This window comes from Pedobacter sp. MR2016-24 (assembly GCF_026239655.1).
Classification (GTDB): domain Bacteria; phylum Bacteroidota; class Bacteroidia; order Sphingobacteriales; family Sphingobacteriaceae; genus Pedobacter.
On the sequence record NZ_JAPIVO010000003.1, the window covers coordinates 326,296 to 340,937 of the forward strand.

Here is a 14,642-nt window from a genome sequence, read left to right on the forward strand (position 1 = left end):
TGTTATCTTTAATTTCAGCAGATGAAAGCCTTCACGCCACAAACCCTTGTTTTTAAAAGTATTTCAGCATTGATGACTGCACTGGGTCAGCCCCTACCGCTGCATCCGCTCATTGCACTGGTGCATTATGATCAGGCAAAGCCCAATCTGGAGCATGCCGGCAAAAACTTCCTGATCGACTTTTACAAAATCTCTTTCAAAAAGGATTTTAAAGGGCAGGTGAAATATGGTCAGGGATATTACGATTTTGAAGAAGGCGGACTTGCCTTTTTGGCCCCGAATCAACTGGTCACTATGTCTGGTGAAGAAAGAAATTATGAAGGTTACACGCTTTATTTTCATGCAGATCTGATCAGAAACACGCATTTGGGTAAAAATATGCAGCAGTATGGCTTTTTCTCTTACGCCGTCAGTGAAGCCTTATTCCTGTCCGAAAAAGAAAAGGAAGTCATCCTTGCCATATTTAAAAGTATCGCTACCGAACTGGATCACCATATTGATGCCTTCAGTCAGGATGTCATGGTGTCACAACTGGAGTTATTATTGAATCACAGCAATCGTTTTTACAACCGACAGTTTATGACGCGAAAAGCTGTTTATCATGACCTGATCGATAACCTGAAGAAGTATCTCGACGCACGTCTTGAGCAGAACAGATCGTCTTCAGGCGGACTGCCAACAGTACAGGAAGTAGCAGATCACCTTCACGTATCCGCAAGGTATTTAACGGATTTACTTAAAAGCCTGACTGGTCAGAGTACCCAACAATACTTACACAGCCACCTGATTGAAAATGCCAAAGACAGACTCAGCACCAGCCGGCTCAGTATTGCCGAGATTGCTTATCAACTGGGCTTCGAACATCCGCAGTCATTTAATAGGCTTTTCAAGCGATTTACCAGCCTTTCGCCGAATGCCTACCGCCAGTCATTCAATTAAAAGACACATTTGTCTAAAGATAGCGGTTCAGACGACCAAAGCTCCCCTGAATGCCCTGGCTGCATAATAGGATTGTGCACCATTATGATATACGAATACCTGACCATAACGGTAATCGGCGAAGATTGCACCGCCCAGTTTCCGGATAGCAGCAGGTGTTTTTAACCAGCTTGATGTTTTCAGGTCAAACTTGCCCAGTTGCTGCAATAAACAGTATTGTTCTTCTGACAGGAGTTCAATGCCCATTGCAGCAGCCATATCAACAGCGCTATCCCGGGGCCTGTTCTCTTTCCTGGATTCGAGTCCCTCCCGGTCGTAACAAACACTTCGGCGTCCGGCCGGGCTTTCTGCTGCACAATCGCAGAAAGTAAACGTCCCTGAATCCTGATCATACACAACCACATCCGGTTCACCTCCCGTTCTTTCCATTTCACTGAGCGACCACAATTTTTCAGGCTGAGCATCCAGCCTTGCCCGTACAGTAGCCCATTCCAGACCAGAATGACGATTAGCGTTTATCTCAAACCTGGATTGTAATGTGCGCAGCAGTTCGTTCCTGTCTTCGGCAGACAATTCCTTATTGTTATTTTTCATCAGATCATATTTGGTAAAGCATATATTTTACATATACCGCATGGCTTATTTTAAGCAGAATCAAAATAGCCAAATAAATATACAGCGCAGAATAAATATGATGCAAATTTTTTAATACTTTTAACAAGGTATAAAAATATAAACCTAATTAAAAATAACGCTAAAACTCAACCCATGACTAATTGTAAAAGCTGCAATGCTGTATTAGCCGGTAACTTTTGTTCCAATTGCGGCCATCCTGCAAAAACCAAAAGAATTGATGGTCATTATATCATGCACGAAATTGAACACGTACTGCATTTTGAAAAAGGCATCTTATATACCATCAAAGAATTATTGATCAAGCCCGGAGCTAGTGTAAAAGAATTTCTTGCAGAAAACAGGAGCCGTTTGGTAAAACCCATCATATTTATCATCATCACCTCATTGATATATACGCTGATCACCCATTTCTTTCATATTGAAGAAGGGTATACCAATTTTAGCCTGGATAAAAATTCCGCTGTTACAGCAATTTCCAGCTGGATTCAAAATCATTACGGTTATGCAAATATTCTGATGGGTATCTTTATCGCTTTTTGGTTGAAGGTATTTTTTAGAAAACACGATTATAATTTTTTCGAGACCTTAATCCTGCTATGTTTTGTCATGGGGATGGGCATGTTAATTTATGCTGCCGTGGCGCTCGCAGAAGGAATAACTAAAATTAAATTAATGCAAGTTGCCGGAGTTCTGGGCACCATATATTTCACCTGGGCATTGGGGCAATTCTATGACAAAAATAAAGCTGGTAGTTATATCAAAGCATTGATCGCCTACCTGTTGGGGATGCTGACTTTTTCATTGTTAACTTTGCTGACTGGATTTTTGATAGATCTTTTAAAAAGATAAGTTTTTTATACACTGACTACGTATGCCGGAAAAAAAAGCGAATTATTATAACGCAAAAGTCCCCAGATTGCTCTGAGGACTTTCGTGATCCCGCTGGGATTCGAACCCAGGACCACTACATTAAAAGTGTAATGCTCTACCAGCTGAGCTACGGAATCATAATCCCTTTTTGAAGGGACTGCAAAGGTAGAATTTAATATCGGCTATGCAAATCATAAACCTATAAAAAAAGGACACATGAGTCAATCTGCTGTATTTCAAGCTGATTATTTTCAGGTGTAAAAGCAACGTACTACAAAGCAGCGGTACTCACCTACATCAGGCTAACATGAATTGTAATTTTTAGCCCGGATCGTACAGAAAAAACTTAATAAGGCTTAAGTTTGCAGTATTAAACAGATTACCTTTATCACCATAATGAACAAAGCCTTTTCACACGTAGGAATCTTCTTTCTATATTGCCTGTCCCTCCTGCCAATGTCCGTGCTTTATATCATTGCTAAGGTAGTTTACCTGGTGCTTTATCATATCACTGGTTACCGTAAGGAAGTAGTGCGCACAAACCTCCGCAATGCTTTCCCCGAAAAAACAGCGCATGAACGTTTGATGATAGAGAAGAATTATTTTAAATACCTGTCCAACGTTATCCTGGAAATCGTCAAAATGACAAGCATCTCCAAAAAAGAATTACAGCAGAGATTTGTCTTCAAAAACATGCACCTGATCAATGACCACTTAAAGCAGGGCACCAGCATATTGGTTTGCTCTGCGCATTATGGCAACTGGGAATGGGGAACACTCGCGATGGGGCCTAATATCGATGTACCCATCTATCCTATTTACAAACCACTGTCTAATAAAGTCTTTGATAACTGGTTTTTTAAAATGAGAACTCGGTTCGGGAACAGGATGACGTCAATGAAGCAAACTTACAGGGCGCTTACCGATACGAAGAACAGACCTACGGTTTTCTGCTTCGGAAATGATCAGGCACCACCAAGGGACGAGTCGCATTACTGGATCAACTTCCTCAACCAGCAAACTTCCGTACCCATGGGCATAGAGAAGATTGCTTTAAAAACAAACAGGCCTGTATTTTATATCAAGGTAACCGTATTAAAAAGAGGATACTATCAGGCAGATTGCGTGCCGCTGGTAGCAGACCCCTCAGCAACTACAGGTCATGAGATCACAGACCTTCATGCCCGATTCCTGGAAAAATTGATACAGGCCGAACCAACTTACTGGCTTTGGAGCCACAAAAGATGGAAACACCAGCCTGCAAATTAAACTAACTCCGTAACCTGTAAATGCAGGGCTTTAGTTGTTTCATTCCTGATCTGCTGTGCAAGCGTTGGATTGTTATTCAACTGCTGTCCGTATGAAGGGATCATGAGCTTCAGTTTATTCGTCCACTCTGCAGATTTCATCTGCTCAGGGAAACAACGTTCCATTAGGGTTACCATAATAGAAACCGCTGTTGAAGCACCTGGTGAAGCTCCTAATAAAGCTGCAATAGAACCATCTGCGGCAGCAACAACCTCTGTACCGAATTCCAGTACACCGCCTAATTTCTCATCTTTTTTAATGACCTGAACACGCTGACCAGCGGTCTCCAGTTCCCAGTCCTTCATTTCTGCCGCAGGAAGGTATTCTCTGAGTGCAGTCATGCGGTCTTCCGGCGATTGTCTAACCTGATCTATCAGGTATTTTGTCAATGGGATATTATCTAAACCGGCCGCAATCATCGGACGGATATTATTTACTTTAATAGATAGCGGAAGATCCAGCAATGAACCATTCTTAAGAAAGCGCGTAGAAAAACCGGCATAAGGACCAAATAACAAAGCCTTTTTGCCGTCAATCATTCTCGTATCCAAATGCGGAACAGACATCGGTGGCGAACCTACTGCGGCTTTACCATATACTTTCGCATTATGTTTTTCAATCACTTCAGGATTTACACATTTCAGCCATTGCCCGCTTACAGGGAAACCGCCAAAACCTTTTCCTTCAGGAATATCAGATTTTTCCAATAGCGGAAGAGAACCACCACCAGCACCAATAAATACAAACTTCGCTTTCACCGTTCTTTTATCACCAGTGTCCTGATTTCTCACTTTTACTTCCCAGATACCGTCTTTTTGTTTAAGCTTGCGCACTTCCTGGTTAAATTCCATGCTCACATCAGGTTTTGTCTGCAGCGTATTCAGCATCTCCCTGGTCAGTGCACCGAAATTTACGTCGGTACCCAGCAGCATTCTCGTAGCGGCAACTTTAGCTGCAGGATCTCTGTCGGCCATCACCAAAGGCATCCATTCCTCCAGCTGTTTAGGATCTTCAGAATAAGTCATTTCCTTAAACAACTCACATTGCTGCAGCTTCGTGTATCTTTCTTTCAGGAAAGCTACATTATCATCGCCCCATACAAAACTCATATGGGGAATGCTTTTGATAAAAGTTTCCGGAGAACCCACAATGTTTTGTGCAACCAGGAAAGACCAGAACTGTTTCGACACTTCAAAAGATTCAGCAATAGCCACCGCCTTATGGGTCTCTACAGATCCATCGGGCAACTGAGGCGTATAATTCAATTCACAAAATGCAGAATGTCCCGTACCGGCGTTATTCCAGGCATCAGAACTTTCTGCAGCCGCTACATCCAGCCGCTCAAAAATCTCTATGCTCAACTCTGGCGCAAGCTCTTTTAAAAGTACACCAAGTGTCGCACTCATGATGCCGGCACCGATTAAAACAACATCAACTACTTTATTAGAATTATTTTTACTAGTCATGGAAGGTGTCAATATTTACTCTTTTCTTTTATCGGACACAAAATTAATATAATGGGCGACAGTTGAGTGTTCTTTTTATGGATTATACGTAATATTTTTACCCACTCCTGATTAAAATGCCGTGATCCAATTCATAAACCTAAAATGGCCCCTCCTGTTTCTTTGATTAGGTAGCGTTATGTTCGTCAAACACAAGCAAAAAGAAAACTAAAACAGGATAAAATACCCCCTGAAATGTGTGCAAAATCACGCCAAATTATAACCGATATTATTCTTTTGTCATCAAATTATTACGTAAATTCATATTAAATATTCACAACCAAATATAGAAACCATGAACTTGATCACAAAAATCCGGAACTGGGGTGACAATCATCATCCAAAAAGTATTGACTATTTGAGAATCCTGCTAGGTGTAACACTGATGTGGCAGGGGGTCGCCTTTGCAACCAATCTTCATGCATTCACAACATTAATGGAAAATGCCGGGCTGGGTGCCGCGGTATCCATCAGTCTCAGCGCTCATGTGATCATAGTCTTACACATTGTAGGTGGCCTGCTCATCGCTTTAGGTAGTAACACCAGGTTATTTTGCCTGCTCAACATACCTATACTCGCTGTTGCAGTGTTTTTCGTCAACCTGCCCAACCATATTTTCAGCCCATACTCACAATTCTGGTTTTCCTGCATTGTACTGATTGCGCTGATCGCATTTTTAATTGAAGGCGACGGCGTAATATCGATTGAACACGAAAAGAAAATTGCCGCTTAAAGGTCTGCTTTCTCCAATGCAATTGTTCTAAAGAACAAGCTGCATCTTTTTGCAGGGAATTTTATTTGAATTTCTCAAATATTTTCCCTGTAAATATCAAATATGGACTGGTTTTTGAACTAAGCTCACACAGCAAGGGCTTAAAAACGATTTGCAAACAAGAAATCAATCTGTTTAATCATAAAAAAGAATTACCATGAATTACAAGAAATTATTAAATGACCATCTGCCGAGCCAGACAGATAAAACACCTGTTGTAATTGCATTATTAAGTGGATTAGCTATTGGTGCTGCAATAGGACTACTTTTTGCACCTGCAAGCGGATCAGAAACGCGCACATTAATTTCTGATAAATCCAAAGATCTTGCGGATGCTGCTAAAGACAAATTGCAGACTTACAAAGAGAAAATTCAGACAGAATCTGAAGACTTGGCTGCAACAGCTAAAGACAAATTCCAGTCTTACAAAGAGAAGATTCAATCCGGGGCAGATGATCTTGCTGATCTTAAAGACAGAGCAGTAGATGCAGTTAAAACCAAATTCAACGATGTAAAAGACGATGCCGCTGCTGCAAAGCAAGACATTGAGAATGCATAATTAATTGTTATTGGTTAGAATAACAAAATATCAACAAATAAAGGCATTAAAAATCCGGCGCTTGCCGGTTTTTAATGCCTTTATTGTATTACAAACCTACGCGCCTAAAGCGAGGTAAATTTCCGCGAATAATAAGCCGCTGCCGCCACCGTAATGCGCAATAACATGAATGTCAGGCAGAAGTACTTTCACCTCATCGTTTAAAAAAACTTCTTCCTGAGGTGATAATCCGGCCCCTAACAAGAGTACCTGGTATTCCTTCAGGGCGCAGGCCTGCAGTACCTCCTCCACGGTATTCACACCGGTCGCCTTCCAGTCCTCATTCGCATTGAGTAACCTTAAAACGGTCTCCAGAATTGGCTGATTGGTACCAATTACCAGAATTTCAGTTTCCGCTTTCACTAGGCTATTTCCATTGGCACATCCATAATCAATACTTCCGCATCAGTATCTGCCTGTATAGTAAATGCTGCAGTATCCCAGATACCAAACCCGTCTCTTCCGGACAAAACCTGGCCATTGATCTGAATTTCACCATCCAGTACAAATACGTAGGCACCATTGCCTTCTTTTTTGAAGCTATAGTCAACCCTGGTACCTTTTTCCAGTTTACCCATATTAAACCAGGCATCCTGATGAATCCATACTCCTGCATCATTCGGATCAGGAGAAAGTACCTGTACCAGTTGATTCGGTTTTGATGCTGTCTCTATTTTCTGCTGATCATACCTCGGCTCTACATTTCTTTTATTAGGGAATAACCAGATCTGCAGAAACTGTACAGGCTGACTTTTATCTTTATTGTATTCAGTATGGTAAATACCCGTACCGGCACTCATCGCCTGGATTTCGCCGCGCTCAATCGTAGCCTCGTTACCCATACTGTCTTTATGTAATAATGAACCTGATAAGGGTATGGAAATAATCTCCATATTATCATGAGGATGTTCTCCAAAACCTCTGCCCCCATCTACAGTATCGTCATTTAAAACCCGTAACGCACCAAACTGAACACGTTCCGGATTAAAATAACCTGCAAAACTGAAGGTATGTGCGCTTTTCAACCAACCGTGATCGGCTCCGCCACGGGATGCTGCTGTATGTAAAACTGTTTGTGCCATGATATTATCTTTTTGATTACAGTACAAATTTACAGCTTGTATTTTTCTCCCGTCTTATCATATCATAAGAAATGCCGCAATAGCGGCATTTCTTATGATCATTATCGGGAAGTCATTAAAGCTTAAAAAGCTACCCGGTAACCTAAAGTTGTCCATACTCCGGGCATTGGCACAGCACCAGCCTGGATAAAGTTCACATCAAATATATTCGAAGCATCAAAATAGATACTGCTGTTTTTAAGCTTGTAAGCAATGCGCGCATCCATAATGGTATAATCTTTATAACTGATACGCTCGCAATACCGCGCGGTTACCGTTAATGAAAGTACTTTCAGCAATTCTGCATTCACCGTGCCGGTCAGCTGCTCTTTCAAAGATTCTACCGCATAACGGGAAATGTTCGCTTGAGGAATGATAGTTTTGATCGTAGGATCAAGATGGGTATAAGCCAGACCAAATCTCATGCTTTGAAACAAACCAGTATTTTGCAAAACCCCTGTTTGATAATCTGCACTCAGGGTATAACCCATTGTATTGAGCTGACTAAAGTTTTTAGGCTGAAAAGGATCAGTCGGCAGGTCTTTTACCCAATCGATAAAGTTAGAGATACGTCGTTTGAACACACTCGCATTCAGCACAAAATGATCAGAATTGTACTTTAGTCCGCCTTCCGCGTAACGCGATTTCTCCGGCTGCAGCTGGTCGTTACCAATATTAGTCGGCCCCTGGTAGTATAAATCTGTATAAGTCGGTAAACGCTGACCGGTTCCTACATTCACAAATGCTTTCCAGTTACCCAAAAAGCTGTATCCCGCATCAATTCCCGGGAATGCCTGCCAGCCATAATCAGAGTTATAGTTAACATAAGTTCCTGCATTGATCAGCAGGTTTTTCACTTTATCAAACTTATATTCACCGTAGATCCCTGCATTGTCGCGATCCCTTTTACCTAAATTGGTACTGTTGATCTTTTCTTTACGTCCTTCCAGACCCAATCCGAATGCGCCAATAGAGGTTTCGAAAACGTTATTCAGCTCAGCACTGATCACCTGTCCAACATGATGGTTATGAAACCTGTCGGGCGTCTGTTTGATATACAGGTAATCATCCACGTTATTGCGGTAACTTACCCTTGGCAGCAAAGTCCAGAAAGAAGTCAGCTGTGTTTTGTATGCAATAGCAGCAATTGCGGTTTTTACCGTTTCTTCCGACTCACGGTCGCCGGGAGCAGAATAATAGCCATTGGCGCCATAATTATTATGCACATATCCCCCGGTAAGATCCAGCTGATCAGTTTTGCCTACATTGATCTTTCCCTGGTAATACAATTTCTGGTTATTAAAAGCGGTATTGTAGCGATAACCATTGCCAGCTTCCTGACCTGCCGAGAATAAATGGCTCGAAGTAGTCAAGGCCAGCGTACCTGTCGCATGAATCCCGTAATTGCCATACAAATCCCCATTGTCCTGCTTCTTAAAGCTGCTACCACCAAAAACATTCGCAGAAACACCGGTTTTAGTCGCCGCTTTGGTGACAATATTAATGGCACCGGTCAACGCATTCAATCCATAAATACGGGAAGCCGAACCTCTCAGCACTTCAATATGATCCACATCATCCATAGCAATCGGCAGGTTCATCATATTATGTCCCGTCTGCGGATCAGAAACCTTTACGCCATTCAGCAATACCAGCGTCTGGTCAAATGTGCCACCATCAATACTGATGTCGGCCTGAACCCCGCCCGGACCGCGCTGGCGCACGTCAACCCCTGTTGCATAACTCAGCAGTTCGCTGACGGACCTGGCAGGTAACTTTTTAATCTGCTCATTATCTATAATCCAGATGTTACGATTTTGTTTAGCAAATGGCAGTTGCAGGCGATTTTCTTTCACCATCACCTCATTCAGATTTTTAGCAGTATCTGTCTGTGCACCGGCCATCACCGTGCTAAAACATATTACTACCGAAGTGTATAAAATTCTCTTCATATTTATATTCGTCAACCTTTGTTTAAAATCGCTGCGAATATAGTAAATCCTGAATTATACGTAACAGAAAAATTATAAACGATTTTATTTAAGGCTTTATAAAACGCATAGACATGGCTGAAGTTGTTCCCAATAAGGCGCCTGTAGCCACATCAGTAGGATAATGCACGCCAAGATATAAACGGGAATAACTTACTGTCCCGGCCCATAAATATGCCGGGGCGATTACATACCATTTAGGATAGGCCTGGGATAAGGCAGTAGCTGTAGTGAACGAAGAAGAAGAATGGCCCGAAGGAAAAGAATATTGTCCGGGTTGATAAACTGCCTGGATCTTTACATTCGCCAGAAAAGGCCGCTGACGTTTAAAAATCTTTTTCAGCGCCATCGTAAAAAGGAAATTAACAGCAGAACTGCTGGTCACGTATAAGGCATTCTGCCGCATATCCTTATCCCCGCCAATCACGCCACCTGCAAACAAACCAGCAGGTACAGCCAGGTTCACTGCGCTGTTGTACTTTGATAAAAACATAAAAAATGCGGTTTTTTGCGCAGTTCGGTGATGGGAAAGATCGATCAGCACTTTATCGTCAAAATCCTGAATGGTAGATTGTGCAGCTGAATGGAACGGTACTGCGGCTAAACAGGTCAGCTGCAGTACCACCATATATTTTTTAAAAGTTGTACTCATTTGCGTTAATTTCCTTGACAATGCGACGGTCAGCTATCTGGCCGGCAATACCTCCGCGGCAGATTTACTCCAGGCCTGCTCCATCGCTCCCAAAAATGTTTCAGGGGCTTGAGCGCCGGATACCGCCAGCTTCTGGTCAAAGATAAAGAAAGGAACGCCACTAATACCTATCTGTTGTGCAATCTGCTGATCAGCACGCACCTCATTGGTAAACTCGGCTGAATTCAGCAGGTTTTCTACCGCTACGCTGTTCAATCCTGCTGCGATACCAATTTCCAGCAGCGTTGCCTGATCATCAATATTTTTACCGTCAATAAAATGGGCAATAAACAAGAGTTCCTCCAGCTGATTGTCCAGACCCTCAGATTTCGCCAGCTGAATTAAGCGGTGCGCATTAAACGAATTAGCAATAACCGACTGATCGAAGTTGAAATGAAGTCCCACCTCCGCTGCAGTTTTCACCACATGGTCATGCATCTGCACTGCCCATTCACGGGTCTGTCCTTTTTTCTCCGCCAGATGATCGTACACATTGGCCGCAGGATCGGTCACGGTACCCGGATCCAGCTCAAAGCTATGCCACTCCACTTCGATCTCATCTTTATGCGCAAATTTTTCCAGCGCCATTTCGAACTTCCGTTTCCCTATATAACAAAACGGGCATCTTACGTCAGACCATATATCTACTTTCATCTCTATCCTGTTTTATGTTCCGGCTATACGTCAGCCTTAATCGTTTTTAATCCTTTAGTCCACCTCACCAGCTCCTTCAATAATGCGGCGGCTGATTTTACAGCAATCTCTGTCGGCTCGAATACGCCATTTTCATTGATATGCTCTGTAAAAAAAGGAATGTTCACCATTTCATACAAAGGCACTACCTTAAAGGTCGCCAGGTCATTTTTCAAAGCATTGGCTGCGCGTGTTCCGGCAGATACCCCACCATAACTTACAATGCCACCCGCTTTGTAATTCCATTCCGTATACAAATATTCCAATGCATTTCTCAGGGGTGCAGGATAACCAAAATCATACTCTCCTGTTACAAAAATAAAGGCATCTGCCTCCTCAATTTTAGCACTCCATTTTTTGGTATGCTCATGCTGGTACTTTTTCATGGCAGGATGGTTCGGCTCGTCCATCAATGGCAATTTTACTTCACCAAGATCCAGGAGTTCTACCTCAAAACTGCCGGATTGCTCCGCCACTCCCTTGATCCATTCCGCAATCAGTGGTCCTTTTCTTCCCGGTCTTACCGTCGCATTTATAATTTTCAGCTTATCCATAGTCATTAGGTATATACCTGTTTAACAGCAGATCAATGCTAAATGTTTAGCAGAGGCGTATTTTATGCAGCGCAAAAGCATTTAAATACTTATTTACTGACTTTAAAAATAGTGGTTTGCGTATACGTCTGGCCCGGCATCAGCACCGTATCCGGAAAACCAGGTATGTTCACACTATTCGGCGCATGTTGTGTCTCTACGCAAAATGCCTCAAAAGGATGATAATCTTTACCGCCTTTAGCTTTTTCTACATTCAAATATTTGGCGGTATAAAAATGGGCTACAGGTTCTGTGGTGTAAATCTCCAGTTTCAATCCGGATGATGCGGCAGTCGTCTCCGATGCCAGTGCCAGTTCTCCGTAAGGCGTATCCAGCACATAACTCTGATCATATCCTTCTGCGGGATCCCAATCCTTACCAATAGCCTTCCCTGCCCTGAAATCATGGATCGTCCCCTCTACCGGCAATACCTGTCCGGTAACGATATATTCTTCGTCCTGCGCCAGGTAATTACTGGCCGGCATCCTGTGATGGTGATTCGCTACGTTACCGCCATGGGTTTCCAGGTTAAAATAACTGTGATGTGTTAAATTCACTGGTGTAGCCGCATCAGTAGTCGCCTTATAATCCAGCGTCAGCTCATCTTCTTCAGACAGTTTAAAGGTTACCTGCACGGTCAGCGTACCGGGAAAATTCTCCTCATTCGCCGGACTTATATATTGCAATGTTAAACTCGGGTCAACCGTTGGCAGGATGTCCCAAACCTTTTTGTCGAAACCGCTCTCTCCACCATGCAGACTTTTCGTCAACTGGTACGATTTACCTGAAATACTGAACTGACCGTCCTTGATCCGGTTGGAATACCGGCCTACAATTACGCCCAGGTAGGGATAATTCTCCAGGTAATCTTCCGACAAATAACTGTCAAAATCATCGAAACCCAACACTATATCTTGTTTATCGCCCGCGGCGTTGGTCACCACAAAATTATTAATGATTCCCCCATAATTGTAAATGGTTACATAACTGCCCTTGCTGTTTTTTAATTCAAGTGCAAAAACCTCTTTACCGTCAATAATTTTTCCTGTGCTAATTTGATTTGCTTTCATAAATTGTATATTGGTCTCCATTTATACATTGAAAACAATACTACAAATAATTAGAGTAAAATCTGAAGCAGAAACAAATTAAAAAAGACAAGAACCAATTATAACCCAATGAAAGAGCAATTAGCTACGAAATTTTACGATACTTACGGACAACAGCCAGCCGCTACTTATTTCACACCAGGCCGTGTAAACCTGATCGGCGAACATATCGATTATAACGGCGGACTGGTTTTACCATGCGCAATTACCTTAGGTACCTGGCTCTGCCTGGCACCGAATAATGATCAGGTGATCAGGTTCAAAAGTGTAAACTTTCCTGAGGAAGCGAACATCCCTCTTCAGGCGGGTTATACCAAAGACGGTCCGGGCTGGTACAATTATCCCTTGGGCGTTTTCAATGAAATACTAAAAAACTTCCAGATCCCTGTAGGATTCGATTTACTTTATTTCGGTAATATTCCCGTAGGTTCCGGACTTTCCTCTTCTGCCTCTATTGAAGTGGTTACCGCTTATGCTTTAACGGCTTACCTGGAGCTGGATCTGGACAGACTGGCTTTAGTACAGCTGGCTAAAAGGGTAGAAAATGACTTTATCGGTGTAAACAGCGGGATTATGGACCAGTTTGCGGTTGCATTTGGCGAAAAAGACAAAGCGATTGTACTCAACTGTGATACGCTCGATTATAAAATTGTGGCTTGTGACCTGGGCGACCATAACCTGGTGATCATCAATACCAACAAACCCCGCGGACTGGCGGAATCAAAATACAATGAACGTGTGGAAGAATGCCAGACGGCACTGCAATTACTGAATCAGGAAGTGAAACTCAATAACCTGTGCGAGCTTACGGCAGCAGAATTCGAAAAGTACAAACACCTCATTAAGGATGAAACCATCTTAAAACGTGCGACACATGTGATTGAAGAAAACGACAGGGTTAACCTGGCTGCAAAAGCATTGAGCGAAGGCGAGCTGGAAGAGTTCGGTCGTCTGATGTATGCTTCTCACCAGTCACTCAAGGATTTATATGAAGTAAGTGGTCAGGAACTGGATGCTGTAGTAGAATTCAGTGCCACCTATCCTGCTGTTACCGGCGCAAGAATGACCGGTGCCGGATTTGGCGGCTGCGCGATTGCGATACTTAAAAAAGGTCAGGAGGACGATTACCGTGAGAAACTGACTGCTTTTTATGAAGCAAAAATTGGTTATGCACCGGAGGTCTATGTAAGTGAAATTGGCAGTGGCGCAACCACAATTTAATTCTATTTTTGCCCCATGCAAAAATTAAAGTTAGATGAATTGAACCGCGTAGGTGTAGAAGAATTCAAAACACAGGATAAACTGCCGGTAGTAGTCATTCTTGATAATGTGCGCAGCATGCATAATGTAGGATCTGCATTCAGAACAGGTGATGGTTTCGCTATCGAAAAAATGATCCTTTGCGGCATTACCGCTACACCGCCACACCGTGAAATTGAAAAAACGGCTTTAGGTGCTACACAGTCGGTAGACTGGCTGCATTATGACGACACGATGGATGCGATAAATGAATTGAAAGCTAATGGTTACGAGATCATCGCTATTGAGCAGGCTGCAGGAAGCATCATGCTCAATACTTTTAAACCCGATACCACAAAAAAATATGCGCTGATCTTTGGCAATGAAGTCAACGGCGTAAGTGATGAAGTAATGGCAGTGATCGATAAATGTATCGAGATCCCGCAGTTTGGCACCAAACATTCCTTCAATATCGTGATTTCTGCCGGTATTGTCCTTTGGGATTTTTACGCAAAACTTCGTCTTTAAGCATCAAAACAATTGCCTCATCAATATTGATCACCCGCAATAACAAAAA

The 14,642-nt window shown here is 42.6% G+C and carries 16 protein-coding genes and 1 tRNA gene; 7 read left to right on the forward strand and 10 right to left on the reverse strand.

From position 1 onward, the window contains the following. The first annotated feature begins 21 nt into the window (after positions 1–21). Positions 22–939 (forward strand): helix-turn-helix domain-containing protein, encoded by a 918-nt coding sequence (locus OQX62_RS09120; protein WP_265831175.1) that lies wholly within the window; start codon positions 22–24, stop codon positions 937–939. A gap of 27 nt (positions 940–966) precedes the next feature. Here the strand turns inward: OQX62_RS09120 and OQX62_RS09125 are convergent, their stop codons facing one another. Beyond that, positions 967–1,533, reverse strand: coding sequence for a DUF4256 domain-containing protein (locus tag OQX62_RS09125; protein ID WP_265831176.1), 567 nt, complete (start codon positions 1,531–1,533; stop codon positions 967–969). Between the two features lie 174 nt (positions 1,534–1,707). Between OQX62_RS09125 and OQX62_RS09130 the strand changes: the two genes are divergently transcribed. After that, the gene (locus tag OQX62_RS09130) at positions 1,708–2,424 is read left to right on the forward strand and encodes a DUF3667 domain-containing protein (RefSeq protein ID WP_265831177.1); all 717 of its coding nucleotides are present in this window, start codon (positions 1,708–1,710) and stop codon (positions 2,422–2,424) included. 85 nt (positions 2,425–2,509) lie between these two features. Here the strand turns inward: OQX62_RS09130 and OQX62_RS09135 are convergent. Beyond that, positions 2,510–2,582, reverse strand: a tRNA-Lys gene (locus OQX62_RS09135). 259 nt (positions 2,583–2,841) lie between these two features. Here OQX62_RS09135 and OQX62_RS09140 point away from each other — a divergent pair. Further along, positions 2,842–3,714 carry a lysophospholipid acyltransferase family protein gene (locus OQX62_RS09140; protein ID WP_265831178.1) on the forward strand — a complete coding sequence of 291 codons (873 nt, stop codon included), beginning with the start codon at positions 2,842–2,844 and terminating at the stop codon, positions 3,712–3,714. Here the strand turns inward: OQX62_RS09140 and OQX62_RS09145 are convergent. Continuing rightward, complete coding sequence (locus tag OQX62_RS09145) at positions 3,711–5,219, reverse strand: malate:quinone oxidoreductase (RefSeq protein ID WP_265831179.1); 1,509 nt, start codon at positions 5,217–5,219, stop codon at positions 3,711–3,713. The genes OQX62_RS09140 and OQX62_RS09145 overlap by 4 nt on opposite strands. A gap of 334 nt (positions 5,220–5,553) precedes the next feature. On the opposite strand from OQX62_RS09145, the gene OQX62_RS09150 reads away from it, so the two are divergent. Beyond that, positions 5,554–5,991: a DoxX family protein gene (locus OQX62_RS09150; RefSeq protein WP_265831180.1), complete on the forward strand. Its 438-nt coding sequence runs from the start codon at positions 5,554–5,556 to the stop codon at positions 5,989–5,991. Between the two features lie 196 nt (positions 5,992–6,187). Continuing rightward, positions 6,188–6,589 carry a YtxH domain-containing protein gene (locus tag OQX62_RS09155; RefSeq protein WP_265831181.1) on the forward strand — a complete coding sequence of 134 codons (402 nt, stop codon included), beginning with the start codon at positions 6,188–6,190 and terminating at the stop codon, positions 6,587–6,589. Between the two features lie 96 nt (positions 6,590–6,685). On the opposite strand, the gene OQX62_RS09160 is transcribed toward OQX62_RS09155, so the two are convergent. The 7 genes from OQX62_RS09160 to OQX62_RS09190 form a co-directional block, all read right to left on the reverse strand. Continuing rightward, positions 6,686–6,991 carry a hypothetical protein gene (locus OQX62_RS09160; protein WP_265831182.1) on the reverse strand — a complete coding sequence of 102 codons (306 nt, stop codon included), beginning with the start codon at positions 6,989–6,991 and terminating at the stop codon, positions 6,686–6,688. Continuing rightward, positions 6,991–7,710, reverse strand: coding sequence for a pirin family protein (locus OQX62_RS09165; protein WP_265831183.1), 720 nt, complete (start codon positions 7,708–7,710; stop codon positions 6,991–6,993). Before OQX62_RS09165 ends, OQX62_RS09160 begins: the two co-directional genes overlap by 1 nt. Positions 7,711–7,832: 122 nt before the next feature. Continuing rightward, positions 7,833–9,701 (reverse strand): TonB-dependent receptor plug domain-containing protein, encoded by a 1,869-nt coding sequence (locus OQX62_RS09170; RefSeq protein WP_265831184.1) that lies wholly within the window; start codon positions 9,699–9,701, stop codon positions 7,833–7,835. Positions 9,702–9,789: 88 nt separating this feature from the next. Continuing rightward, positions 9,790–10,392 carry a phosphatase PAP2 family protein gene (locus OQX62_RS09175; protein ID WP_265831185.1) on the reverse strand — a complete coding sequence of 201 codons (603 nt, stop codon included), beginning with the start codon at positions 10,390–10,392 and terminating at the stop codon, positions 9,790–9,792. Between the two features lie 33 nt (positions 10,393–10,425). After that, a complete protein-coding gene (locus OQX62_RS09180; protein ID WP_265831186.1) occupies positions 10,426–11,085 on the reverse strand; it encodes a DsbA family oxidoreductase in 660 nt (219 codons plus the stop codon). A 23-nt stretch (positions 11,086–11,108) separates the two neighbouring features. Beyond that, positions 11,109–11,678, reverse strand: coding sequence for an NADPH-dependent FMN reductase (locus OQX62_RS09185; protein ID WP_265831187.1), 570 nt, complete (start codon positions 11,676–11,678; stop codon positions 11,109–11,111). A gap of 89 nt (positions 11,679–11,767) precedes the next feature. Further along, positions 11,768–12,787 (reverse strand): aldose epimerase family protein, encoded by a 1,020-nt coding sequence (locus OQX62_RS09190; protein WP_265831188.1) that lies wholly within the window; start codon positions 12,785–12,787, stop codon positions 11,768–11,770. 108 nt (positions 12,788–12,895) lie between these two features. On the opposite strand from OQX62_RS09190, the gene OQX62_RS09195 reads away from it, so the two are divergent. Both OQX62_RS09195 and OQX62_RS09200 read left to right on the forward strand, forming a co-directional pair. Continuing rightward, positions 12,896–14,047 carry a galactokinase gene (locus tag OQX62_RS09195; RefSeq protein WP_265831189.1) on the forward strand — a complete coding sequence of 384 codons (1,152 nt, stop codon included), beginning with the start codon at positions 12,896–12,898 and terminating at the stop codon, positions 14,045–14,047. A gap of 15 nt (positions 14,048–14,062) precedes the next feature. Further along, entirely contained in the window at positions 14,063–14,593 is a 531-nt protein-coding gene (locus OQX62_RS09200; RefSeq protein WP_265831190.1) for an RNA methyltransferase, read from the forward strand. The last annotated feature ends 49 nt before the right edge of the window (positions 14,594–14,642 follow it).

Bases quoted from the DNA above. Each gene is read 5' to 3' on its own strand.
- OQX62_RS09120 (WP_265831175.1), top strand. From the start codon at position 22: ATGAAAGCCTTCACGCCACAAACCCTTGTTTTTAAAAGTATTTCAGCA.
- OQX62_RS09125 (WP_265831176.1), bottom strand. From the start codon at position 1,533: ATGAAAAATAACAATAAGGAATTGTCTGCCGAAGACAGGAACGAACTG.
- OQX62_RS09130 (WP_265831177.1), top strand. From the start codon at position 1,708: ATGACTAATTGTAAAAGCTGCAATGCTGTATTAGCCGGTAACTTTTGT.
- OQX62_RS09140 (WP_265831178.1), top strand. From the start codon at position 2,842: ATGAACAAAGCCTTTTCACACGTAGGAATCTTCTTTCTATATTGCCTG.
- OQX62_RS09145 (WP_265831179.1), bottom strand. From the start codon at position 5,219: ATGACTAGTAAAAATAATTCTAATAAAGTAGTTGATGTTGTTTTAATC.
- OQX62_RS09150 (WP_265831180.1), top strand. From the start codon at position 5,554: ATGAACTTGATCACAAAAATCCGGAACTGGGGTGACAATCATCATCCA.
- OQX62_RS09155 (WP_265831181.1), top strand. From the start codon at position 6,188: ATGAATTACAAGAAATTATTAAATGACCATCTGCCGAGCCAGACAGAT.
- OQX62_RS09165 (WP_265831183.1), bottom strand. From the start codon at position 7,710: ATGGCACAAACAGTTTTACATACAGCAGCATCCCGTGGCGGAGCCGAT.
- OQX62_RS09170 (WP_265831184.1), bottom strand. From the start codon at position 9,701: ATGAAGAGAATTTTATACACTTCGGTAGTAATATGTTTTAGCACGGTG.
- OQX62_RS09175 (WP_265831185.1), bottom strand. From the start codon at position 10,392: ATGAGTACAACTTTTAAAAAATATATGGTGGTACTGCAGCTGACCTGT.
- OQX62_RS09180 (WP_265831186.1), bottom strand. From the start codon at position 11,085: ATGAAAGTAGATATATGGTCTGACGTAAGATGCCCGTTTTGTTATATA.
- OQX62_RS09185 (WP_265831187.1), bottom strand. From the start codon at position 11,678: ATGGATAAGCTGAAAATTATAAATGCGACGGTAAGACCGGGAAGAAAA.
- OQX62_RS09190 (WP_265831188.1), bottom strand. From the start codon at position 12,787: ATGAAAGCAAATCAAATTAGCACAGGAAAAATTATTGACGGTAAAGAG.
- OQX62_RS09195 (WP_265831189.1), top strand. From the start codon at position 12,896: ATGAAAGAGCAATTAGCTACGAAATTTTACGATACTTACGGACAACAG.
- OQX62_RS09200 (WP_265831190.1), top strand. From the start codon at position 14,063: ATGCAAAAATTAAAGTTAGATGAATTGAACCGCGTAGGTGTAGAAGAA.